The organism is Kitasatospora sp. NPDC089913, from assembly GCF_044748625.1.
Lineage (GTDB): Bacteria > Actinomycetota > Actinomycetes > Streptomycetales > Streptomycetaceae > Kitasatospora.
This window is the reverse complement of record NZ_JBIVGI010000008.1, coordinates 67,627-84,708: the sequence shown is the minus strand read 5'-3', so window position 1 is coordinate 84,708 and position 17,082 is coordinate 67,627. Positions and strand designations below refer to the sequence as shown.

At 74.4% G+C, this 17,082-nt stretch carries 12 protein-coding genes; 11 read left to right on the top strand and 1 reads right to left on the bottom strand.

Features of this window, described 5'->3' with window-relative positions; all coding sequences use genetic code 11:
• Positions 1 to 14: 14 nt before the first annotated feature.
• The 10 genes from ACIPYS_RS15160 to ACIPYS_RS15115 are packed head-to-tail and all read left to right on the top strand — an operon-like array spanning position 15 to position 12,835.
• A complete protein-coding gene (locus tag ACIPYS_RS15160) occupies positions 15 to 836 on the top strand; it encodes a transketolase (protein ID WP_037849208.1) in 822 nt (273 codons plus the stop codon).
• A complete protein-coding gene (locus ACIPYS_RS15155) occupies positions 820 to 1,752 on the top strand; it encodes a transketolase family protein (protein ID WP_093862928.1) in 933 nt (310 codons plus the stop codon). Before ACIPYS_RS15160 ends, ACIPYS_RS15155 begins: the two co-directional genes overlap by 17 nt.
• Positions 1,749 to 3,521 carry a thiamine pyrophosphate-binding protein gene (locus tag ACIPYS_RS15150; protein WP_093862929.1) on the top strand — a complete coding sequence of 591 codons (1,773 nt, stop codon included), beginning with the start codon at positions 1,749 to 1,751 and terminating at the stop codon, positions 3,519 to 3,521. Before ACIPYS_RS15155 ends, ACIPYS_RS15150 begins: the two co-directional genes overlap by 4 nt.
• Positions 3,514 to 4,818: a condensation domain-containing protein gene (locus ACIPYS_RS15145; protein ID WP_400746364.1), complete on the top strand. Its 1,305-nt coding sequence runs from the start codon at positions 3,514 to 3,516 to the stop codon at positions 4,816 to 4,818. The genes ACIPYS_RS15150 and ACIPYS_RS15145 overlap by 8 nt, the downstream gene beginning before the upstream one ends.
• On the top strand, positions 4,815 to 5,786 hold the full coding sequence (locus tag ACIPYS_RS15140; protein WP_093862931.1) for a phytanoyl-CoA dioxygenase family protein: 972 nt from the start codon (positions 4,815 to 4,817) through the stop codon (positions 5,784 to 5,786). Before ACIPYS_RS15145 ends, ACIPYS_RS15140 begins: the two co-directional genes overlap by 4 nt.
• Positions 5,773 to 8,289 carry an amino acid adenylation domain-containing protein gene (locus tag ACIPYS_RS15135; RefSeq protein ID WP_400746361.1) on the top strand — a complete coding sequence of 839 codons (2,517 nt, stop codon included), beginning with the start codon at positions 5,773 to 5,775 and terminating at the stop codon, positions 8,287 to 8,289. Before ACIPYS_RS15140 ends, ACIPYS_RS15135 begins: the two co-directional genes overlap by 14 nt.
• Complete coding sequence (locus tag ACIPYS_RS15130) at positions 8,283 to 9,308, top strand: zinc-binding dehydrogenase (protein WP_400746359.1); 1,026 nt, start codon at positions 8,283 to 8,285, stop codon at positions 9,306 to 9,308. Before ACIPYS_RS15135 ends, ACIPYS_RS15130 begins: the two co-directional genes overlap by 7 nt.
• A complete protein-coding gene (argC, locus tag ACIPYS_RS15125) occupies positions 9,305 to 10,396 on the top strand; it encodes an N-acetyl-gamma-glutamyl-phosphate reductase (protein ID WP_400746357.1) in 1,092 nt (363 codons plus the stop codon). Before ACIPYS_RS15130 ends, argC begins: the two co-directional genes overlap by 4 nt.
• A gap of 5 nt (positions 10,397 to 10,401) precedes the next feature.
• Entirely contained in the window at positions 10,402 to 11,691 is a 1,290-nt protein-coding gene (gene pgk / locus ACIPYS_RS15120; protein ID WP_400746648.1) for a phosphoglycerate kinase, read from the top strand.
• Entirely contained in the window at positions 11,681 to 12,835 is a 1,155-nt protein-coding gene (locus ACIPYS_RS15115; RefSeq protein WP_400746355.1) for an iron-containing alcohol dehydrogenase, read from the top strand. Before pgk ends, ACIPYS_RS15115 begins: the two co-directional genes overlap by 11 nt.
• A 165-nt stretch (positions 12,836 to 13,000) precedes the next feature.
• Here the strand turns inward: ACIPYS_RS15115 and ACIPYS_RS15110 are convergent, their stop codons facing one another.
• Positions 13,001 to 15,355: a collagenase gene (locus tag ACIPYS_RS15110; RefSeq protein ID WP_400746353.1), complete on the bottom strand. Its 2,355-nt coding sequence runs from the start codon at positions 15,353 to 15,355 to the stop codon at positions 13,001 to 13,003.
• 361 nt (positions 15,356 to 15,716) lie between these two features.
• Between ACIPYS_RS15110 and ACIPYS_RS15105 the strand changes: the two genes are divergently transcribed.
• Entirely contained in the window at positions 15,717 to 16,961 is a 1,245-nt protein-coding gene (locus ACIPYS_RS15105; RefSeq protein ID WP_400746351.1) for an aminotransferase class V-fold PLP-dependent enzyme, read from the top strand.
• The last annotated feature ends 121 nt before the right edge of the window (positions 16,962 to 17,082 follow it).

The following is a 17,082-nucleotide window of genomic DNA, read 5'->3' as shown; positions in this document are numbered from 1 at the left end:
GAAAGGATCAAGACTTGTCGTCGCAAGACGTGGCGCTGGTGCGCCGTCGGGCGGCACGGGCCCGAGCACTCGCGCTGACCACGGTCAGCACCGCCGGGACCGGCCACATCGGGGCGGACCTCTCCGCCATGGACATCCTCTGCGCGCTCCACTTCGGCGTGCTGCGCGGCGGCCCGGACGACCCGGACCGGGACCGCTTCATCCTCAGCAAGGCCCACGCCTCGGCCGCCATGTACAGCGTGCTCGCGCTCCGGGGCATCCTGCCCGAGGAGGAGCTGGCGACCTACGGGGCGGCGGACTCGCGGCTGAGCACGGTGGTCTCCACCCGCGTGCCGGGCATCGAGTTCAACACCGGCTCGCTCGGCCACGGCCTCTCGCTCGGCGTGGGCGCGGCCCTCGCCGCCCGGGTCCAGGGCTCCGGCCGCCGGACCTTCGTGCTCACCGGCGACGGCGAGCTCCAGGAGGGCAGCAACTGGGAGGCCGCGATGCTGGCGGCCTCGCGGGGGCTGGAGAACCTGGTCGTGATCGTCGACCGCAACCTCGCCCAGAAGGGCGCCAGCACCGAGGACATCAACGCCCTGGAGCCGCTGGACGAGAAGTGGCGCTCCTTCGGCTGGGCCGTGCGCGTCGTCGACGGCCACGACGTCGAGGAACTGCTGACCGTGCTCGGCGGCGCGCCGCTCGAGCCGGGCCGGCCGACCTGCCTGATCGCCTCCACGGTCAAGGGCAAGGGCGTCTCCTTCATGGAGCGCAACCTCGAATGGCACAGCCGCCGACTGACCCCCGACCTTCTCGACCAGGCACTCCGGGAGCTTGAGCATGGCACCGACGACTGACTGCGCCGCCGCCTTCTCGGCGGCCCTGCTCGACATGGCCCGCGCCGACGAGCGGATCTGCATCGTCAACAACGACTCGGCCGAGACCCACTCGGCGCTCGGCTTCCAGGCCGAGCTGCCCGACCGCTTCGTCGACGTCGGCATCGCCGAGCAGAACCTGGTCGGCGTGTCGATCGGCCTGGCCAACGCCGGCCTGCGCCCGTTCGTCTACTCGGCCTCCTGCTTCCTGACCGCCCGGGCGCTGGAGCAGATCAAGAACGCCGCCTACACCAACGCCAACGTGGTGTTCTGCGGCTTCGTCAGCGGCCTCGCCTACGGCGCGCTCGGCGGCACCCACCACGCCGTCGAGGACCTCGCCTGGATGCGGTCGATCCCGCGGATGACCGTCCTGGCACCGGCCACCCCGAACGACACCGTGGCCGCCCTGCGCGAGGCGATGACCATCGAGGGTCCGGTCTACATCCGGATCGTCAGCAAGCTGGACACGCCCGAGCTGTTCCCGGCCGACCACACCTTCGCGTCCGGCGGCTCGGTGCAGCTGAGCGAGGGCGAGGACGTCACCCTGGTCGGCACCGGCCTGCTCACCACCCGCCTGGTGGAGGCGGCCGAGCTGCTGAAGGCCGACGGCATCCGGGCCGGCGTGCTGCACCTGGGCTCGGTCCGGCCGATCGACGCGGAGGCGATCGGACGGGCCGCGCGCCGGAGCGGACGCCTGGTGGTCGCGGAGGACCACGTGCTCAACGGCGGCCTCGGCGGCGCGGTCGCCGAGACCGTCGTCCGCACCCACCCGGTGCCCGTGCTGCAGCTCGGCGTGCCGAACGAGTACGCGCCGATCGGCCCCGCCGAGTTCCTCTACGAGCACTACGGCCTGACGGCGCAGGGCGTGGCGAAGCGGGTGGCGCAGTGGCTGGCATGACCGTCACCGTGGCCGACTACACGGCCGCCTACCTGCACGGGCTGGGCGTGCACACCTGCTACAGCCTCTCCGGCACCGGCTCCATCCACCTCGACCAGGCCTTCAGCCAGCGGCCCGGCCTGGTCACCATCTGCGCCCGGCACGAGACCGCGGCGGCGCTGATGGCCACCGGCGCGGCCAAGCTGACCGGCGAGCTCGGGGTGGCGCTGGTGACCAGCGGCCCGGGCGCCGTCAACGCGCTGGCCGGACTGGTCGACGCGTACGCCGACGGCGTGCCCGTACTGGTGGTCTCCGGCCAGGTCGAGACCCGGCACATGGAGGAGGGCGTCCGCTCCTTCGGCGTCCAGGGCTTCGGCGTGGTGCACAGCGCCCGCAGCATGACCAAGTACTCCGCGGTGGTGGAGCGCCCCGGCGACATCCGCCGCCACCTGGACGAGGCCGTCCGGCACGCCCTGGAGGGCCGCCCGGGCCCGGTCTGGCTGGACATCCCGCTGGACGTCCAGGCCGCGCTGGTCGACCCGGACGCCCTGGAGGGGGCCGAGCCGCCCGCCGCCGAACCGCGCGGCTCCGGCGCCCGGCAGACCGCCCGGCAGCTGATGACCATGCTGCGCTCCGCCGAGCGCCCGCTGATCGTCGCCGGCCAGGGCGTCCGGCAGGCCGACGCCGTGCAGGCGTTCCAGGCCATGGTGGCGAAGCTGCGGATCCCGGTGGTCACCTCCCGGCTGGGCACCGACCTGCTGCCCTACGACTCGGAGTTCTGCTTCGGTCAGGGCGGCATCCGAGGCCGGCTCTACCCGGGGCTGATCATGGGCCGCTCGGACCTGGTGATCTCGCTCGGCTCCAGCCTGTCCACCGCCTTCGTCGGCGAGGACGCGGACGCCTTCGACCCGGACGCCACCGTCGTCGCGGTCGACATCGACCCGTCGCAGCTGACCAAGAAGGGCGTCCGGGTGGACTTCCCGGTCTGCATGGACGTCGGCCGGCTGGTCGAGGCGCTCCAGGAGGAGGCGGCCGAACCCGCCGCCCCCGCCCACGAGGCCTGGCTCGCCGAGTGCGCCGCGCTCAAGGCCGCCCACCCCACCGTCGGCGAGCAGCGGCCGGACGGCCCGATCAACTCCTACCGGTTCGTCGACCGGCTGGAGGCGCAGACCGGCCCCGGCCACGTCTTCGTGGTCGACACCGGCAGCGCCTACTACGTGACCGGCCAGACCCTGGAGTTCACCGCCTCCCAGCGGGAGATCACCTCGGCCGCCTTCCTCAATATGGGCGCGGCCGTGCCGATGGCGGTCGGCGCGGCCTTCGCCCGGCCGGACGCCCAGGTGCTGGTGATCGTCGGCGACGGCGCGATCGAGCTCAACATCCAGGAGCTCGCCACCATCAGCCAGTACGGGCTCGGCATCAAGGTGTTCGTGCTGAACAACGGCGGCTACGCCTCGATCCGGGAGTCCCAGGCCGCGCTGGTCGGGGGACCGGAGCTGGAGGAGCCCGAGACCCTCGACTTCTCCGCCGTCGCGACCGCGTTCCGGCTGCCGTACCGCACGCTGCAGCACACCGGCACGCTCGACGCCGACATCGCCGCCGTGCTGGCCGAGGACGGGCCGGCCCTGGTCGAGGTGGTCTGCGACCCGGCGCAGCTGCTGCTGCGTCCGCTGCGGGCCGACGGCGGGCGCCGCGCCCACGACGGCGCCTCGATGGTCCGGGCCGGCGGGCCGGACGACCTCCCGGCGCTCACCGACCTGGTCCGGGAGCGGGAGCTGAACCATGCGTGAGACCCTGCGGGCCTCCTGGAACCACCGGCACCGGCTCGGCCAGACCCGGGAGGACGCCGGGCGGGGCGTGTTCAACCCGCACCACAGCACCCTGCCGCTGGTCCTGCACGGCACGCTCGACGTGGCCGCGCTGAACCGCGCCTGGCACGCCGTGCAGCGCCGGCACCCGGCCCTGCTCAGCGGCTTCGACACCGACCGGGCGCTGTGGCACGTCGGCGCCGCCGAGCCGCAGGACGTCCGGCGGCTGCCCGCCGGGGCGGACGAGCAGGCCGACCGGACCGCCGTCCGGGACGCCGTGATCGAGCCCTTCGACCTGGAGAACGGGCCGGTCGCGCGGCTGGTGGTGCTCCCGCGCTCGCCGCGGGAGACGTACTTCGCGCTCGTCACCGAGCACATGGTGAGCGACGGCTGGTCGCTGAACGCCCTGATCCGGGACCTCGCCGTGCTCTACGGGCAGGGGGTGGGCGCGGCGGTGCCGCCGCTGCCGCCGGTCGAACTCCCCTTCCAGGAGTTCGTCCGCCGGCAGAACCTCGCCGTCGACTCGCCGGCCGGGCGCGCCGCGCTCGCCCGGCTGGCCGCCCGGCTGGACGGCGTCGGCGCGATCCCGGCCATGCCGGTCGAGGGGTTCAGCGGCGCGACCGGCATCCGGTACGAGGAGAACGAGGACTTCGTCCGCCGTCTGCCGGGCGAGCTGTGCCGCGACCTCGCCGCGGTGGCCCGCCCGCTGCGGATGACCGCGCTGAACCTCATGCACGCCGCGCTCCACCGGGCGCTGTACGAGCGCTCGGGTCGCCCGGTGGTCGCCACCACGCTGTCCACCGCCAACCGGGAGCTGCCCGGACTCACCCACGCCGTGGGCTGGTTCGCCAGCAAGACGGTGCTGGCCAGCGAGCCCGGCCGGCACCCCGACCCGGTGGAGTACCTGCGGCACTTCCGCGAGCGGATCCTGGTCACCCTGGACGACAGCGACCTGCCGTGGCCCGCCCTGATCGGCCTGATGGACCCGTCGGCACTCGGCCGGCAGGCCACCGTCCCGTACGTCACCTTCAACGCCCGGCCGCTCGGCATGCGCCGCAGCGTCGGCGAGATCGAGATCCCCGGTGTGCGGACCGAGCCGCTGCGGATCTCCAACGGCTGGCACGACGCCGCGATCGCGACCTTCTGGGACGAGGACGAGGACGGCGTCACCGTGAACGTCATGTTCAAGACCGACTGGTACACCGCCCCCGACGTCCTGGCCCTGTGGGACGCGGTGGAGGCCCGGCTGTACGAGTGGGCCGAGGAACTGCGCCCGTGACCGGCGCGCCCGCACCCACCGACCCGTCGACGAGGGAGAACACCATGCACGACACCGGCATGCACATCGCGACCATTCGCGAGTCGACCGTCGAGACCGCCGTCGAGCGCGACTGGACGCCGCTCACCGACGAGCAGTTCGAGAGCTACGAGCAGAACGGCTACCTCCACCTGAAGGGCCTGTTCAGCCCCGAGGAGGTGGAGCGCGGTCTCGCCGTCATCGACGAGGTGGTCGCCGACGGCGCGCGGACCATCGAGAACCACGCCAGCTTCACCGACCGCGCCCACACGGTCCGGGTGCGCGACGCGGTGGCCCGTACCGCCGGCATGGACTACTTCCTCGACCACCCGAAGCTGGTCGGCCCGATGATGTCGCTGCTCGCCGGCAGCGTCCAGCTGCTCGGCACCGAGATCTTCGTCCGCTCGCTCCAGGACGAGGCGCTCGAGTACTGGCACACCGACGGCGGCGAGTACCTGCAGCAGCTGCGGCTCGTCCACGGCAGCCCGAGCCTGCAGATCAAGGCGCAGGTGTTCTTCACCGACACCACGGAGTCCGACAGCGGCAACTTCCTGCTCGTCCCCGGCAGCCACCGCAAGGTGCCGACCGACCGGACGGCGCTCTGCTACATCGAGGAGCTCGACGAGCCGCTGCGCCAGGGGGTGCTGCCCGACGACGCCCTGGAGGTCAAGGCCGCGCCGGGCGACGTGCTGATCTTCCCGTACTCGCTGTGGCACGCCGTGGCGCCCAACAAGGTCCAGGAGCGCAAGACCTTCATCCTGCGCTACGGGCACCTGTGGCACCGCCCGCACGACTACCTCCAGCAGCCGGCCGAGGTGCTGGACCGGATGTCGCCGCGCCTGCGCCGGATGTTCGGCGACTTCGGCGACCAGGTCCACCCCACCGACTACTACAAGCCGGTCGGCCAGGGCGACGTGATGGCGGTCGGTGGCAACCATGCAGCTGTCTGACCTGCCGGCCGGCGCCCGGTCGCTGCCGGAGCTGTTCGCCCGCGTCGCCGCCGTGCGCGGCGACGCGGCGGCGGTGGCCGGCGGCGGCGAGCAGCTCGGTTACGCCGAGCTCGACCGGCGGGCCGGGGCCGTCGCCGCCCGGCTGACGGCCGCCGGCCTGGGCCGGGGCGACCTGGTGGGCGTGCTCCTGGAGCGCTCGCACCGGGCGCCCGCCTGGATCCTCGGCATCCTGAAGTCCGGTGCGGCGTACGTGCCGCTCGACCCGTCGTACCCGGCCGAGCGGCTCCGCTTCATGGCCGCGGACGCCGGACTCGCGGCCCTGGTCGGGGATCCCGGCCGGGCCGCGGCCTGCGGGCTGGACGCGCTGCCCGTGATCGACCCGGAGGCCGCCGATCCGGAGGCCGCCGGGGCGGAGAGCGCCGCCGCGGAGGCCGCCGGGCCCGCCGGTCCGGCCGGAGCCGCACCCGGCCCGGACGACCCGGCGTACGTGATCTACACCTCCGGCTCCACCGGCGTGCCGAAGGGCTGTGTGGTCACCCACGGCAACGTCCTGGAGCTGCTGCGGGCCACCCTGCCGCTGTTCGACCTCGGCACCGGGGACCGCTGGACGCTCTTCCACTCCGCCTCCTTCGACTTCTCGGTCTGGGAGCTGTGGGGCGCCTGGGCGACCGGCGCGACCGCCGTGCCGGTGCCCGCCGCCACGGCGCAGGCACCGGAGGACTTCCTGCGGCTGCTGGCCGACGAGCGGATCACGGTGCTCAACCAGGTGCCGTCCGCCTTCCGCCACCTGGCCCGGGAGTACGGCGACTCGGGCGCCCCGGCGACCGCGCTGCGCTACGTGGTCTTCGGCGGCGAGAGCGTCGACCTCGACGTGGTGCGCGGCTTCCTCGCCGCCGCGCCCGCTCCGGCGCCCGTCATGGTCAACATGTACGGCATCACCGAGATCACCGTGCACGCCACCCACCTGGTGCTCACCCCTGAGCAGCTGGCCGCCGGCACCGCCTCGCCGATCGGGCGCCCGCTGCCCCACCTGGCGATCGAACTGCGCGACGACGCACTCCGGTTGGTCCCGGACGGCGCGACCGGCGAGATGTGGGTGGCCGGGTCGGGGGTCGCCGACGGCTACCTGAACCGGCCGGAACTCACCGCCGAGCGCTTCCGCACCCTCGACGGCCGCCGGATGTACCGCACCGGCGACCTCGCCCGCCGGCTGCCCGACGGTGGGCTCGCCTACCTCGGCCGCAACGACCAGCAGGTCAAGCTCCGCGGCCACCGGGTCGAACTCGGCGAGGTCGAGGCCGGTCTGCGGGCCGCCCCGCAGGTCCGCGACGCGGCCGCGCTGGTCGTCCGGGACGGCGCGGGCAACGAACTGCTGACCGCGCTGGTCGTCCCGGCCGGGCCGGAGGAGCCGGACGTCGCCGCGCTGCGGCGGTTCGCCCGCGCCACCATGCCCGCGCAGCTGGTCCCCAACCGCTTCCACCCGGTGGACGAGCTGCCGCTCACCTCCTCCGGCAAGCTCGACCGGCGGGCCCTGGCCGAGCTGGCGCCGCGGGCCGGGGCGCCGCGCGTCCGCGTCCTGGTGCTCGACCCGATCGACCCGGGGGCGCTGGACGAGCTGCGCCGCCGCTACGACGTCACCGTGGCGCTGCGCCCGCCCGTCGACGAACTCCTCCGACTGGTGCGCGACCAGGAGGTGATCGTGCTGCGCAGCGGGGTGCGCCTGGACGCCTCCGTCATCGCGGCGGCCGGCCGGCTCAAGGTGATCGCCCGGGCCGGTTCCGGGATCGACAACATCGACGTCGGGGCGGCCCGGAAGGCCGGTGCGACCGTCTTCAACATCCCCGCCGTCTCCGCCCCGGCCGTCGCCGAGCTGGCCCTCGGGCTGATGCTCACGGTCGGGCGCCACCTGGCGCTCGCGGACCGCCAGGTGCGGTCCGGGATCTGGAACAAGGCCGCGCTGTCCGGGGCCGAACTCGGCGGCAAGACCCTGGGCCTGGTCGGCTACGGCCGGATCGGCTCCCGGATCGCGGCGCTCGGCCGCGCCCTCGGCATGCGGGTACTGGTCGACGTGGCCCGTCCCGACGACGACCGCCGCCACGAACTGGAGCGTCTCGACTACGAGTTGGCTCCGCTGAAGACGCTGCTGCCGGCCGCCGACGTGGTCTGCCTGGCCGTCCCGCTGACCGACCGGACGCACCACCTGATCGACGCCGCCGCGCTGGCCGCGATGAAGCCGACCGCCCTGCTCGTCAATGTCTCGCGCGGCCTGGTCGTCGACGAGGACGCGCTGTACGAGGCGCTGGCCGAGGGCCGGATCGCCGGCGCCGGGCTCGACGTGGTCGCCGAGGAGGGTCGCCCGAACCGGCTCCACGAGCTGGACAACGTGGTGATCACCCCGCACATCGGCGCGATGTCGGTCGACTCGCAGGTCCGGATCGGCCGCATCCTGGTCGACTCGGTGGCCGCCGCCCTGGCCGGCCAGGAGGTGCCCAACCAGTGCTGACGACACGTCAGGACACGATGGAGAGCGCGGTTCTGACCGACTACGGGCGGATCGAGCACCGGCGTACCCCGCTGCCGCCGGTCGCCCCCGGCGAGCTGCTGGTCCGGGTGCTCGCCACCGGCATCTGCGGCTCCGACCTGGCCACCTACCGCGGCGCCCATCCGTACAAGACCGCGCCGACCGTGCTCGGCCACGAACTGTGCGGCACCGTCGTCACCCCGGCCGGCGGGTTCGCGGAGGGCGAGCTCGTCTGCGCCGCCGCCTACGCGCACTGCGGCGACTGCCCGATGTGCGCCCGGGGGCGCACCAACCTGTGCGGCGCCAAGGCCAATCTGTGCCACCTCGGCTGGGACGGCTCCTTCGCGCAGTACGTGACGCTGCGGCCCGCCATGACCTACCGCCTGCCCGCCGGCACCGACCCGGAACTCGGCGCGCTGGTCGAGCCGTTGTCGATCGCCCACCACGCCGTCGCGCTGGCCGGACCGGCGGACGGGAGGGCCGTGCGGATCATCGGCGCGGGCAACATCGGCCTCGGCTGCCTGGTCGCCGCCAAACGGCTCGGCTTCGGCACCGTGGTCTGCTCCGACCTCGGCCCGCACAAGGGGCGCCGTGCCCGGGCCCTCGGCGCCGACGGCTATCTCGACGTCCTGGCCGGGGGGACCGCCCCGGGCCCGGACGTGCCGGACGCCGACGTGGTGCTCGTGGCCGCCGGCCACCCGGGCGCGGTGGACGAGGCGGTCCGGGCGGTACGGCCCGGCGGCACCGTGGTCGTGGTCAGCTTCTTCGACCACCCGCCCGCCGTCGCGGTCAACGCCATGGTCGGCAAGGAGGTCCGGGTGATCGGTTCCTCGCTGTCCACCGCCGAGGACTTCCACGCCGTCATCGGCTGGCTGGCCGAGGGCAGCGTCGACCCGCGGCCCATGGTCACCCACCGCTTCGGCCTCGCCGGCACCGGCGCCGCGATGGCGCTGATGGCCGCCGGCGAACCGGCCACCGGAAAGATCATCATCACCCCGTGAGGACACGAATGACGCTCACCATCGGCATCGTCGGCGGCACCGGGCACGCGGGCGGCGAACTCTGCCGCCTGCTGCTGAACCACCCCGGCGTCGGCACCGTCCTGCCCACCGCCCGCGGCGGCGAGGACCTCGAACGGGTCCACCCCAACCTGCTCGGCAGCGGGCTCGCCTTCACCACCGTCGAGGAGCTGCGGGAGCGGGCCGGCGACCTCGACGTGGTGTTCTTCTGCACCCCCTCGGGCGAGGCGATGCGCTCCGCGCCGTACTTCCTGGACCGCGGCGTGAAGGTGGTCGACGTCAGCGCCGACTTCCGGTTCGCCGACGCCGACCGCTACCGCGAGGTCTACGGCGAGGAGCACGCCAGCCCGCAGCTGCTGCCGGAGGCCGTCTACGGCGTCACCGAGCTGTACCGCGACCGGGTCGCCGGGGCCCGGCTGGTGGCCAACCCCGGCTGCTACGCCATCACCACCGTGCTCGGCCTCGCCCCGCTGCTGCGCTCCGGGCTCGCCGACCTCGACACCGCGATCCACCTCGCCGCGGTCAACGGCACCTCCGGCGCCGGGAACAAGCCGCTCACCGAGATCATGCACGCCGAGGCCTTCGCCTCGATGCTGCCCTACAGCCTGGAGGGCCACCGGCACGCCCCCGAGCTGGAGACCCAGCTCGCCCCGCTGGCCGGCCGCGCGCCCGTGGTCGACATGACCACCGCCCACGGCAACTTCGTCCGCGGCATCTACATCCAGGCCAGTGTCGCGGTCCGGGCGGAGGCCCGGGCGGACCTCGACCGCGCCGCCCTGCTCGACCTCTACCGGGAGCACTACGCCGGCGAGCACTTCGTGCGCGTCAACACCTTCGCCAAGAAGGGCAGGCTCAACGCCAAGGAGTACGGCGTCTACCCGAGCCTCGCCTCGGTGACCGGCTCCAACTTCTGCCACATCGGGGTGGACTACGACCCGGTGCGCGGCTTCGCCAAGGTCGTCGCGGTGACCGACAACCTGGTCAAGGGGGCGGCCGGGTCGGCGATCCAGAACATGAACCTGATGTTCGGCCTCGACGAGCGGGCCGGCCTCGGGCACTACGGCCTGTGACCAGGATGCGGCTGCTCGCCGACCACACCCCGGCGCCCGGCGAGCGCTGGATCTACTCGGCCGGGTTCAACGCCGGTCCCGCGCTGGCCGACACCGGCCGGATCGACGTCGAACTGGCCGACCTCGCCCGGCTGTCCGACGCCGGCGCGCGGACCGCCCTGCTCAGCCACCAGGGCAGCGCCAAGGACGGCAGCGCCCGCCACCTGGACTACCTCGCCGACTACCTCACCCGGCGGCTCGGCCGCCCGGTGACGTACCTGCCGGAGAACAGCACGGCCCGCGCCCGGGGCTGGGCCCTGGCGCTGGAGCCCGGCGGGATCGCCCTGTTCGGCAACACCCGGCTGGACCCGCGCGAGGAGCGCGGTGACCCCGAACTCGCCCGTGACCTGGCCAGGTTGGGCGACCGGGTGGCGATCGGCGGCTTCTCCAAGGCGCACCGGCGGCACGCCTCCAACACCGGGCTGCTCGACCACCTTCCCGGCTGGGCCGCGGCCGGGCTGGTCGGGGAGGCCCGCGCCCTCGACCCCTGGGCGGCCGGGGCCGGAGCCGCGGCCGGTGGCAAGGCCGGAGCCGACGGTAGTGGTGACCGCGCTGGTGACGGCGCCGGCGACGGCGGCCCCTCGGTCGCGGTGCTCGGCGGCGTCAAACCGGAGAAGACCCTGATCGGCCTGCGCGGCCTCACCCGCACCCACCACCTGGTGATCCCGGGCGGAGTCGTGCTCAACACCCTGCTCGCCGTCACCGGCCACCGGATCGGCCGCTCCGAGCTGGGCAGCGACCCCGAGGGCTGCGCCCGGGTGGCCCGCGAGGTCCTGGCCCGCACCGGCGGGGCCGGCATCCACCTGCCGCGCGTGGTCGTCGCGGCCGGCCCGGACGGCACCGTCCGGCACCTGCCGCTCGACCGGGGCGTGCCGGACGACCACGCCATCGTCGACTTCGAGGTCCAGCCCGGCGCGATCGAGCTGCTCCGCCGCGCCGGACGGGTCCTGGTCGCCGGCACCCCCGGCCGCCACGCCGAGGGCAACCGGCACGCGGCGGCGGCCGTGCTCGCCGCCCGGGCGCACGCCCCCGGCCGCACGCTGCTGCTGGGCGGCGACACCGTGGCCGAACTGCCCTGGGACGGGCCGCGCTCCACCGGCGGGGGCTCGGCCCTGCAGTACCTGGTCGAGGGCACCTGCGCGGTGTTCGAGGCACTCGACGCCAACGCCGCCCGCACCGACCCGGCCCCGCGGCGGCCGGGCACCGATCCGACCCCGCACCAGCCCCGGCGAGGAGCCGCCCACGATGACCGCTGACCCGCACCCCGGCACCGTCGACCTGGACGACCTGCCCGTCCCCACCCGGGTGCTGCTCGGCCGGGGCGTGCTCGACCGGCTCGGCCCGCTCGCGGCCCCGCTGGGCGGCCACGCCCTGCTGGTCTGCGGCCGGACCGCGATGCGCCGCACCGGCATCCTGGACCGGGCGCTCGGCTTGCTCACCGCTGCCGGGCTCGCCGTCACGGTCTTCGACCGGATCGGCGCCAACCCCCGCTCGGACGAGATCGACGAGGCGCTCGCACTGGCCCGGGCGAACGGCTGCGACCTGGTGGTCGGCCTCGGCGGCGGCAGCGCCATCGACGCCGCGAAGGCCGTCGCGGTCGCGGGCGACGCCGACACGGTGCGCGAGCTGATCGGCCGCACCCTGCCCGGCTCCGCCGGCGCGCTGCCGGTCGTCGCCGTCCCGACCACCGCGGGAAGCGGCTCGGAGGTCACCCAGGGCGCCATCGTCACCGACGTGGTGCGGGGCTTCAAGTCCGGGATCCGGGGCGAGGACGTGGCCCCCAGGATCGCGCTCGTCGACCCGGACCTCACCGACCGGCTGCCCGTCGCCGTCGCCCTGGAGAGCGGCTTCGACGCGCTGGCCCACGCGGTCGAGGGCGCGGTCGCCAAGCGCGCGACCGAGCGCAGCCGGGCGTACTCCCACCGGGCCCTCGCCCTGATCCGCGACCACCTGCCCGGGCTCGCCCGCGGCGCGGCCACGCCCGAGGCCCGGGAGGCGATGGCACTGGCCGCCCTGCTGGGCGGGGTGAACGTCACCACCGTCAGCACCTGCCTGCCGCACCGCCTCCAGCAGGCCATGGGTGCCGTCGCCGGCAACCCGCTCTCGCACGGGCGCGGTCTGGCGCTGCTCTACCCCGCCTGGCTGCGCAGCGCCCGCCCCTTCGCGGACGAGGCGTTCGACGCCATCGGGGACACCCTGGGGCACCGGGACGCCGCCACCGCCGTGGACGCGCTGCTCGCGCGCACCGGCCTGGGCACCTCGCTGACCGAACAGGGCTACACCGAACGGGACATCGACACCTTCGTGGCGGGGCTCAGCGGCAACCTGGAGAACGACCCGCACCCCGAGGTCGGCACCGGGCTGGTCCGCTCCCTCTACCGCGCCAGCCTGACCCGCTGACCCGCTGACCCGCTGACCCGCTGGCCCGCTGACCCGCTGGCCCGCTGGCCTGCCGACCGGGTCCGGGGCCCGGAACGCCGCGCGGCCCCGGACGGTCGGTCCGGGGCCGCGCGGGTCAGTGCGGGGCGGGCCGGTCGGGCACCGCCGCGCCGTGGCGGGGAGGGGTCACCGGCGCAGCGGGCCCTCGCAGGTGTAGTCGGCGCTGCCGGCGCGGCCGGTGGGCCAGACCTCGACCTGGCCGAACCAGCAGTTCATGTCGGCGAGGTTGTTGGCGGCGGCGCCGCCGCGGGCGAGCAGGAAGTAGTCGACGGTGGCGGCCATGTCCGCACGGACCTGTCCGGCGTCGAGGGTGTTGGTGAGGTTGGCGGTCATCCGGCCGGTGCAGGTGAACCGCATGGTGTTGTTCCAGTCGGCGTTGTCCTTGCAGACCGGGGTGTTCTGGGTGGCGCGGGCGAACGCGTCCTGGACCTCGGAGGCCCAGGCGTAGCTGAGCCGACTGTTCGGCGTGTAGGTGGTGACCGGCACGTAGAGGTTGTCGGCGAGCGGGATCTCGGCGTCCAGGAAGGCGTTGTACTCGCGCTGGAGGGCGGCGTCCCGGCCGAGGCGGTCGCGCCAGGCGTTGTAGCCGGTGACGTCGTCGGCGCGCAGCAGCCGGTACATCTCGGCGAGCTGGTCGGGGTGGTGCTCGCCGAGCAGGTTGAAGAACGTGGCCGCGTACGGGTAGACCCGGAAGCCGAGGGTCTCCCAGCTGGCGTGCAGGATCTGATCGATCGTCAGGCGCGGTGTGCCGGATGCGCCTTCCTGGGCGATCTGGCGGACCATGTACTTGCGGGCCTTGACGCCGTCCCTGGAGGTGGAGCCGGCGAAGTACTCGGCGGTGCCCTCGTTCATCGCGAAGGTGGCGCTGCCCGGCCAGCGGGTGGTGTAGCCGGACTCCGGGATCGCCCAGCGGGCGTTCAGGTAGTGGGTGTACTCGTGCCGGAAGAGCTCCTCCAGGCTGAAGTACGACTCGGCGGTGGTCCGCTGGTAGGTGTAGAAGGTGGAGTTCTCCTCGATGAACATGCCGCCGTTCTCGACGTCGCCGATCCCGAACAGCAGGTACTGGAGCGAGCGGTAGTTGGTCTTGGTGTCGTACAGCTGCACCGTGAGGGTGGGGTGGGTGTCGTCCGCGAGCGGCCGGTCGGTGCCGAGGACCCGGAAGAACTGGGCCTTGACCTGCTTGGTGGCGTAGTACAGCTGGTCCGCGGTGGCCCGGTCGAGGGCGGTGCGGATGACCAGGGAGCCGTTGTCGTAGGTGTAGGTGTTCGGGAAGAACTGCCGGGTGAGCTCGGCCCGGCAGGCCCCGTACTGGCCGCAGAGGCCGAAGTCGTTGAGCGGGACGGCCAGGTTGAGCCAGGGGCGGCTGAGGCGGCCGAAGGTGTTCTGGACGGTGCCGACCACCCCGCCGATCTCGGCCCTGATCTCGGCCTTGAGCGAGTCCACCGCGGCGTACCGGGCGTACTCGTTCATGGCGTCGCCGACGGCCCACTCGGTGTCGGTGCCCTTGAGGTGGCCGTAGCCGGCGAAGGCGCGGATCGCCTGCCGGTAGCCGGGGGCGGCGACGGCGGCGGCCCGGAAGGCGCCGCCGTCCTCGGTGACGTTGTTGACGCCCTGGAAGTTGAGCTGGAGCACGGCCTGCAGGGCCCAGTTCCAGCCCCGGTCGCCGATGTACGCGGTGCCGGGGGTGGCGTACTGGCGCAGCACCCGCTCCAGCAGCGGGAGCCGGCCGGGGCGCAGCTTGGGGGCGGTGGAGGTCTGGAGCAGCTCGCCCATGGTGTTGCCGGCGGCGGTGGTGGGGTCGAACGCGCGGGGGTTGGCGGTGTAGGCGGCGATCGCGCGGTCGATCGCGGCCGCGGTGGCGTCGTCGTTGAGATCGAGCTCGGCACGGCCGTAGTCGAAGTAGACCGCGACGTGCAGGTAGTACCAGAGTTCCTGCTGGTTGCGGTTGTTGGCGCTGTCGAAGCCGGGGGAGAGGGCGGTGATCCGGTCGGCGACGGCGCGCACGTGGGCCGGGGTCAGCACCTTGGCGAGCCCGGGGCTCCAGTCGACCAGCAGCGGGCGCAGACAGCCCTCGTAGGTGTGCGAGCGGTCGGCGAGGAAGTCGGCCAGGGCGGCCGGGGACAGGGCGGTGAAGGAGGCGAGCGAGCAGGCCGCGGAGGCGTCCGCGGCGGCCGGGGCGGCCTGGGCCACGGGGGTGGCCGGGTCGGTGGCCGGCCGGGTGGCGTCCGTGGTGGGCTGGAGCGCTTCGTTGCCGGGTGCCCCCTCGGGGCCGGGGGCGCCGGTGGTGCTGCTGCCGTGGGCGACGTCGCCGGTGGGGCCGGCGGGATGGGCGGCGGTCCCGCCGAAGGCGGTGGCCGGGTCGGTGGCCCGCTCGGCGGCGGGGGGTGCGACGGCCCGGGCGCTCTGGACGAGCGGGGCGGCCATGGTGACGGCGAGGGCCGCGGAGAGCAGGACCGAGCGCAGGCGCGGGGTGGTTGGCACAGGAACTCCATGGGGTGGGGGCGCGCGGGGTGGGCGGGTTGGGGGCCGGAGCCGTGGGGGGCGCCGGGTCCGCCGGACCGTGCGGGAGTACGGGTGACGCCGAGGGAAACGAAGATGATCTCTCGACTCACTGGCCAGTAAAATAGTAATGTCAAATTGCATTGCGCAAGGGCTGGTCGGAGGGCAGATCGGCCGCCGGTAACGAGAGGGTCTCGACCGGGGGTCGGTGGCGCGCAGGGTCTTGACGGGGAATCGGCCGGGGGCGTTTGCTGGCTCCCGCTCGTTGAAGGTTGATCGCTTCTGTTCGTTTGTGTGGGATTTGAACGTTCAAATCACTGCGCCGCCCGACCAAGGAAAGGTCATGCCCGAGTACCTGAAGAAGTTCGCCGAGCCGTTCGGCTACCTGGACTTCGCCCGCTTCGGGCCGGTGTCGGAACCGGTCCGCCGGGTGCTGCTCCGCGAGGCCGACCGGCTCCACCGGCACGGCTGGGACGCGCTCGAGAGCCTCGACGCGGACACCGCGGCGGCGGCCCGGACGGCCGGCGGGCTGCTGGGCTGCGCGCCGCACGAGATCGCCTTCGTCGGCTCCACCTCGCACGGGCTCTTCGCCGCCGCCCACGCGGTCGGCGCGGGTGCGGTCGGCGCCGGTGCGGGGGGTGCCGGTGCGGGGGGTGCGGGCGTGGGGGGTGCCGGTGCGGAGGGACGCCGGTCCGCCCCGGACGGGACGGTGCTGGTGGCGCGGAACGACTTCCCCGGCGCCGTCTACCCCTGGCTGCGCGCCGCCGGCAACGGCGGACTGACGGTCCGTCAGATCGAGGGCCCGGTCACCGCCGACCTGGTCCGGGCCCACCTGGACGACCGGGTGCGCGCCGTCGCCGTCTGCGCCGTCGACGCGGCCACCGGGTACCGGGCGCCGCTGGCCGCGATCAAGGAACTGATCGGGCCGGACCGGATCCTGGTGGTCGACGCCGTCCAGGCCCTCGGCGCCGTGGAGTTCGCCGCCGACGCGGCCGACGTGCTCGCCGCCGGCGGCCAGAAGTGGCTCCGGGCCGGCTGGGGCGCGGCGGTGCTGATGGTCCGCGACCGGACCGCCGACCGGATCGGACCCGGGCTCGGCGGCTGGTCCGGGGTGGTCGACCCGATCGACGCGCCCGCCCACCCGTGCCCGCCCCGGCCCGGAGCCGTCGCCCACACCCTCACCAACCCCGACGGCCCCGCCGTCGCCGCCCTGGGCGCCGCGCTCGCCCTGGTGCGGGAGGAGGGTGCCGGCCGGATCGAGGCCCGGATCGGTGAGGTGCTCGGCGGACTGCTCGCCGCCGCCCGCGCCGCGGGCGCCGAGACCGGCGGCGGCCCGACGGCGGACGCCCCCTACGGCACCCACCGCGGTGCCGGGGACCCGGTCGCCGTCGGCAGCGGCATCGCCCGGTTGCGGCTCCCCGGCGCCGACCCCGTCGCCGTGCACCGCGCGCTGACCGACGCGGGCCTGGCGACCACCCTGCGGGCCGGCTGGATCCGGCTCTCCCCGCACGCGAGCACCGACCCCGCGGCCGCCGAACTGCTCGGCGCGACGCTCGCCCATGTACGGCGGGGCGCCCGCACCGCCTGAGCGGACGCCCCGCGGCCCGGCCGTCCCCGCCTCCCGGCGGGGCGGCCCGGCACCCCGCACCACCCGAACACCCCGCACCACGGAGTACCCCGCACCACGGAGTACCCCGCACCACGGAGTA

What these genes read in the sequence shown, in the direction of transcription:
- ACIPYS_RS15115 (WP_400746355.1), top strand. Translation starts at nt 11,681, where the DNA reads ATGACCGCTGACCCGCACCCCGGCACCGTCGACCTGGACGACCTGCCC.
- pgk (WP_400746648.1), top strand. Translation starts at nt 10,402, where the DNA reads ATGCGGCTGCTCGCCGACCACACCCCGGCGCCCGGCGAGCGCTGGATC.
- ACIPYS_RS15105 (WP_400746351.1), top strand. Translation starts at nt 15,717, where the DNA reads ATGCCCGAGTACCTGAAGAAGTTCGCCGAGCCGTTCGGCTACCTGGAC.
- ACIPYS_RS15155 (WP_093862928.1), top strand. Translation starts at nt 820, where the DNA reads ATGGCACCGACGACTGACTGCGCCGCCGCCTTCTCGGCGGCCCTGCTC.
- ACIPYS_RS15150 (WP_093862929.1), top strand. Translation starts at nt 1,749, where the DNA reads ATGACCGTCACCGTGGCCGACTACACGGCCGCCTACCTGCACGGGCTG.
- ACIPYS_RS15135 (WP_400746361.1), top strand. Translation starts at nt 5,773, where the DNA reads ATGCAGCTGTCTGACCTGCCGGCCGGCGCCCGGTCGCTGCCGGAGCTG.
- ACIPYS_RS15145 (WP_400746364.1), top strand. Translation starts at nt 3,514, where the DNA reads ATGCGTGAGACCCTGCGGGCCTCCTGGAACCACCGGCACCGGCTCGGC.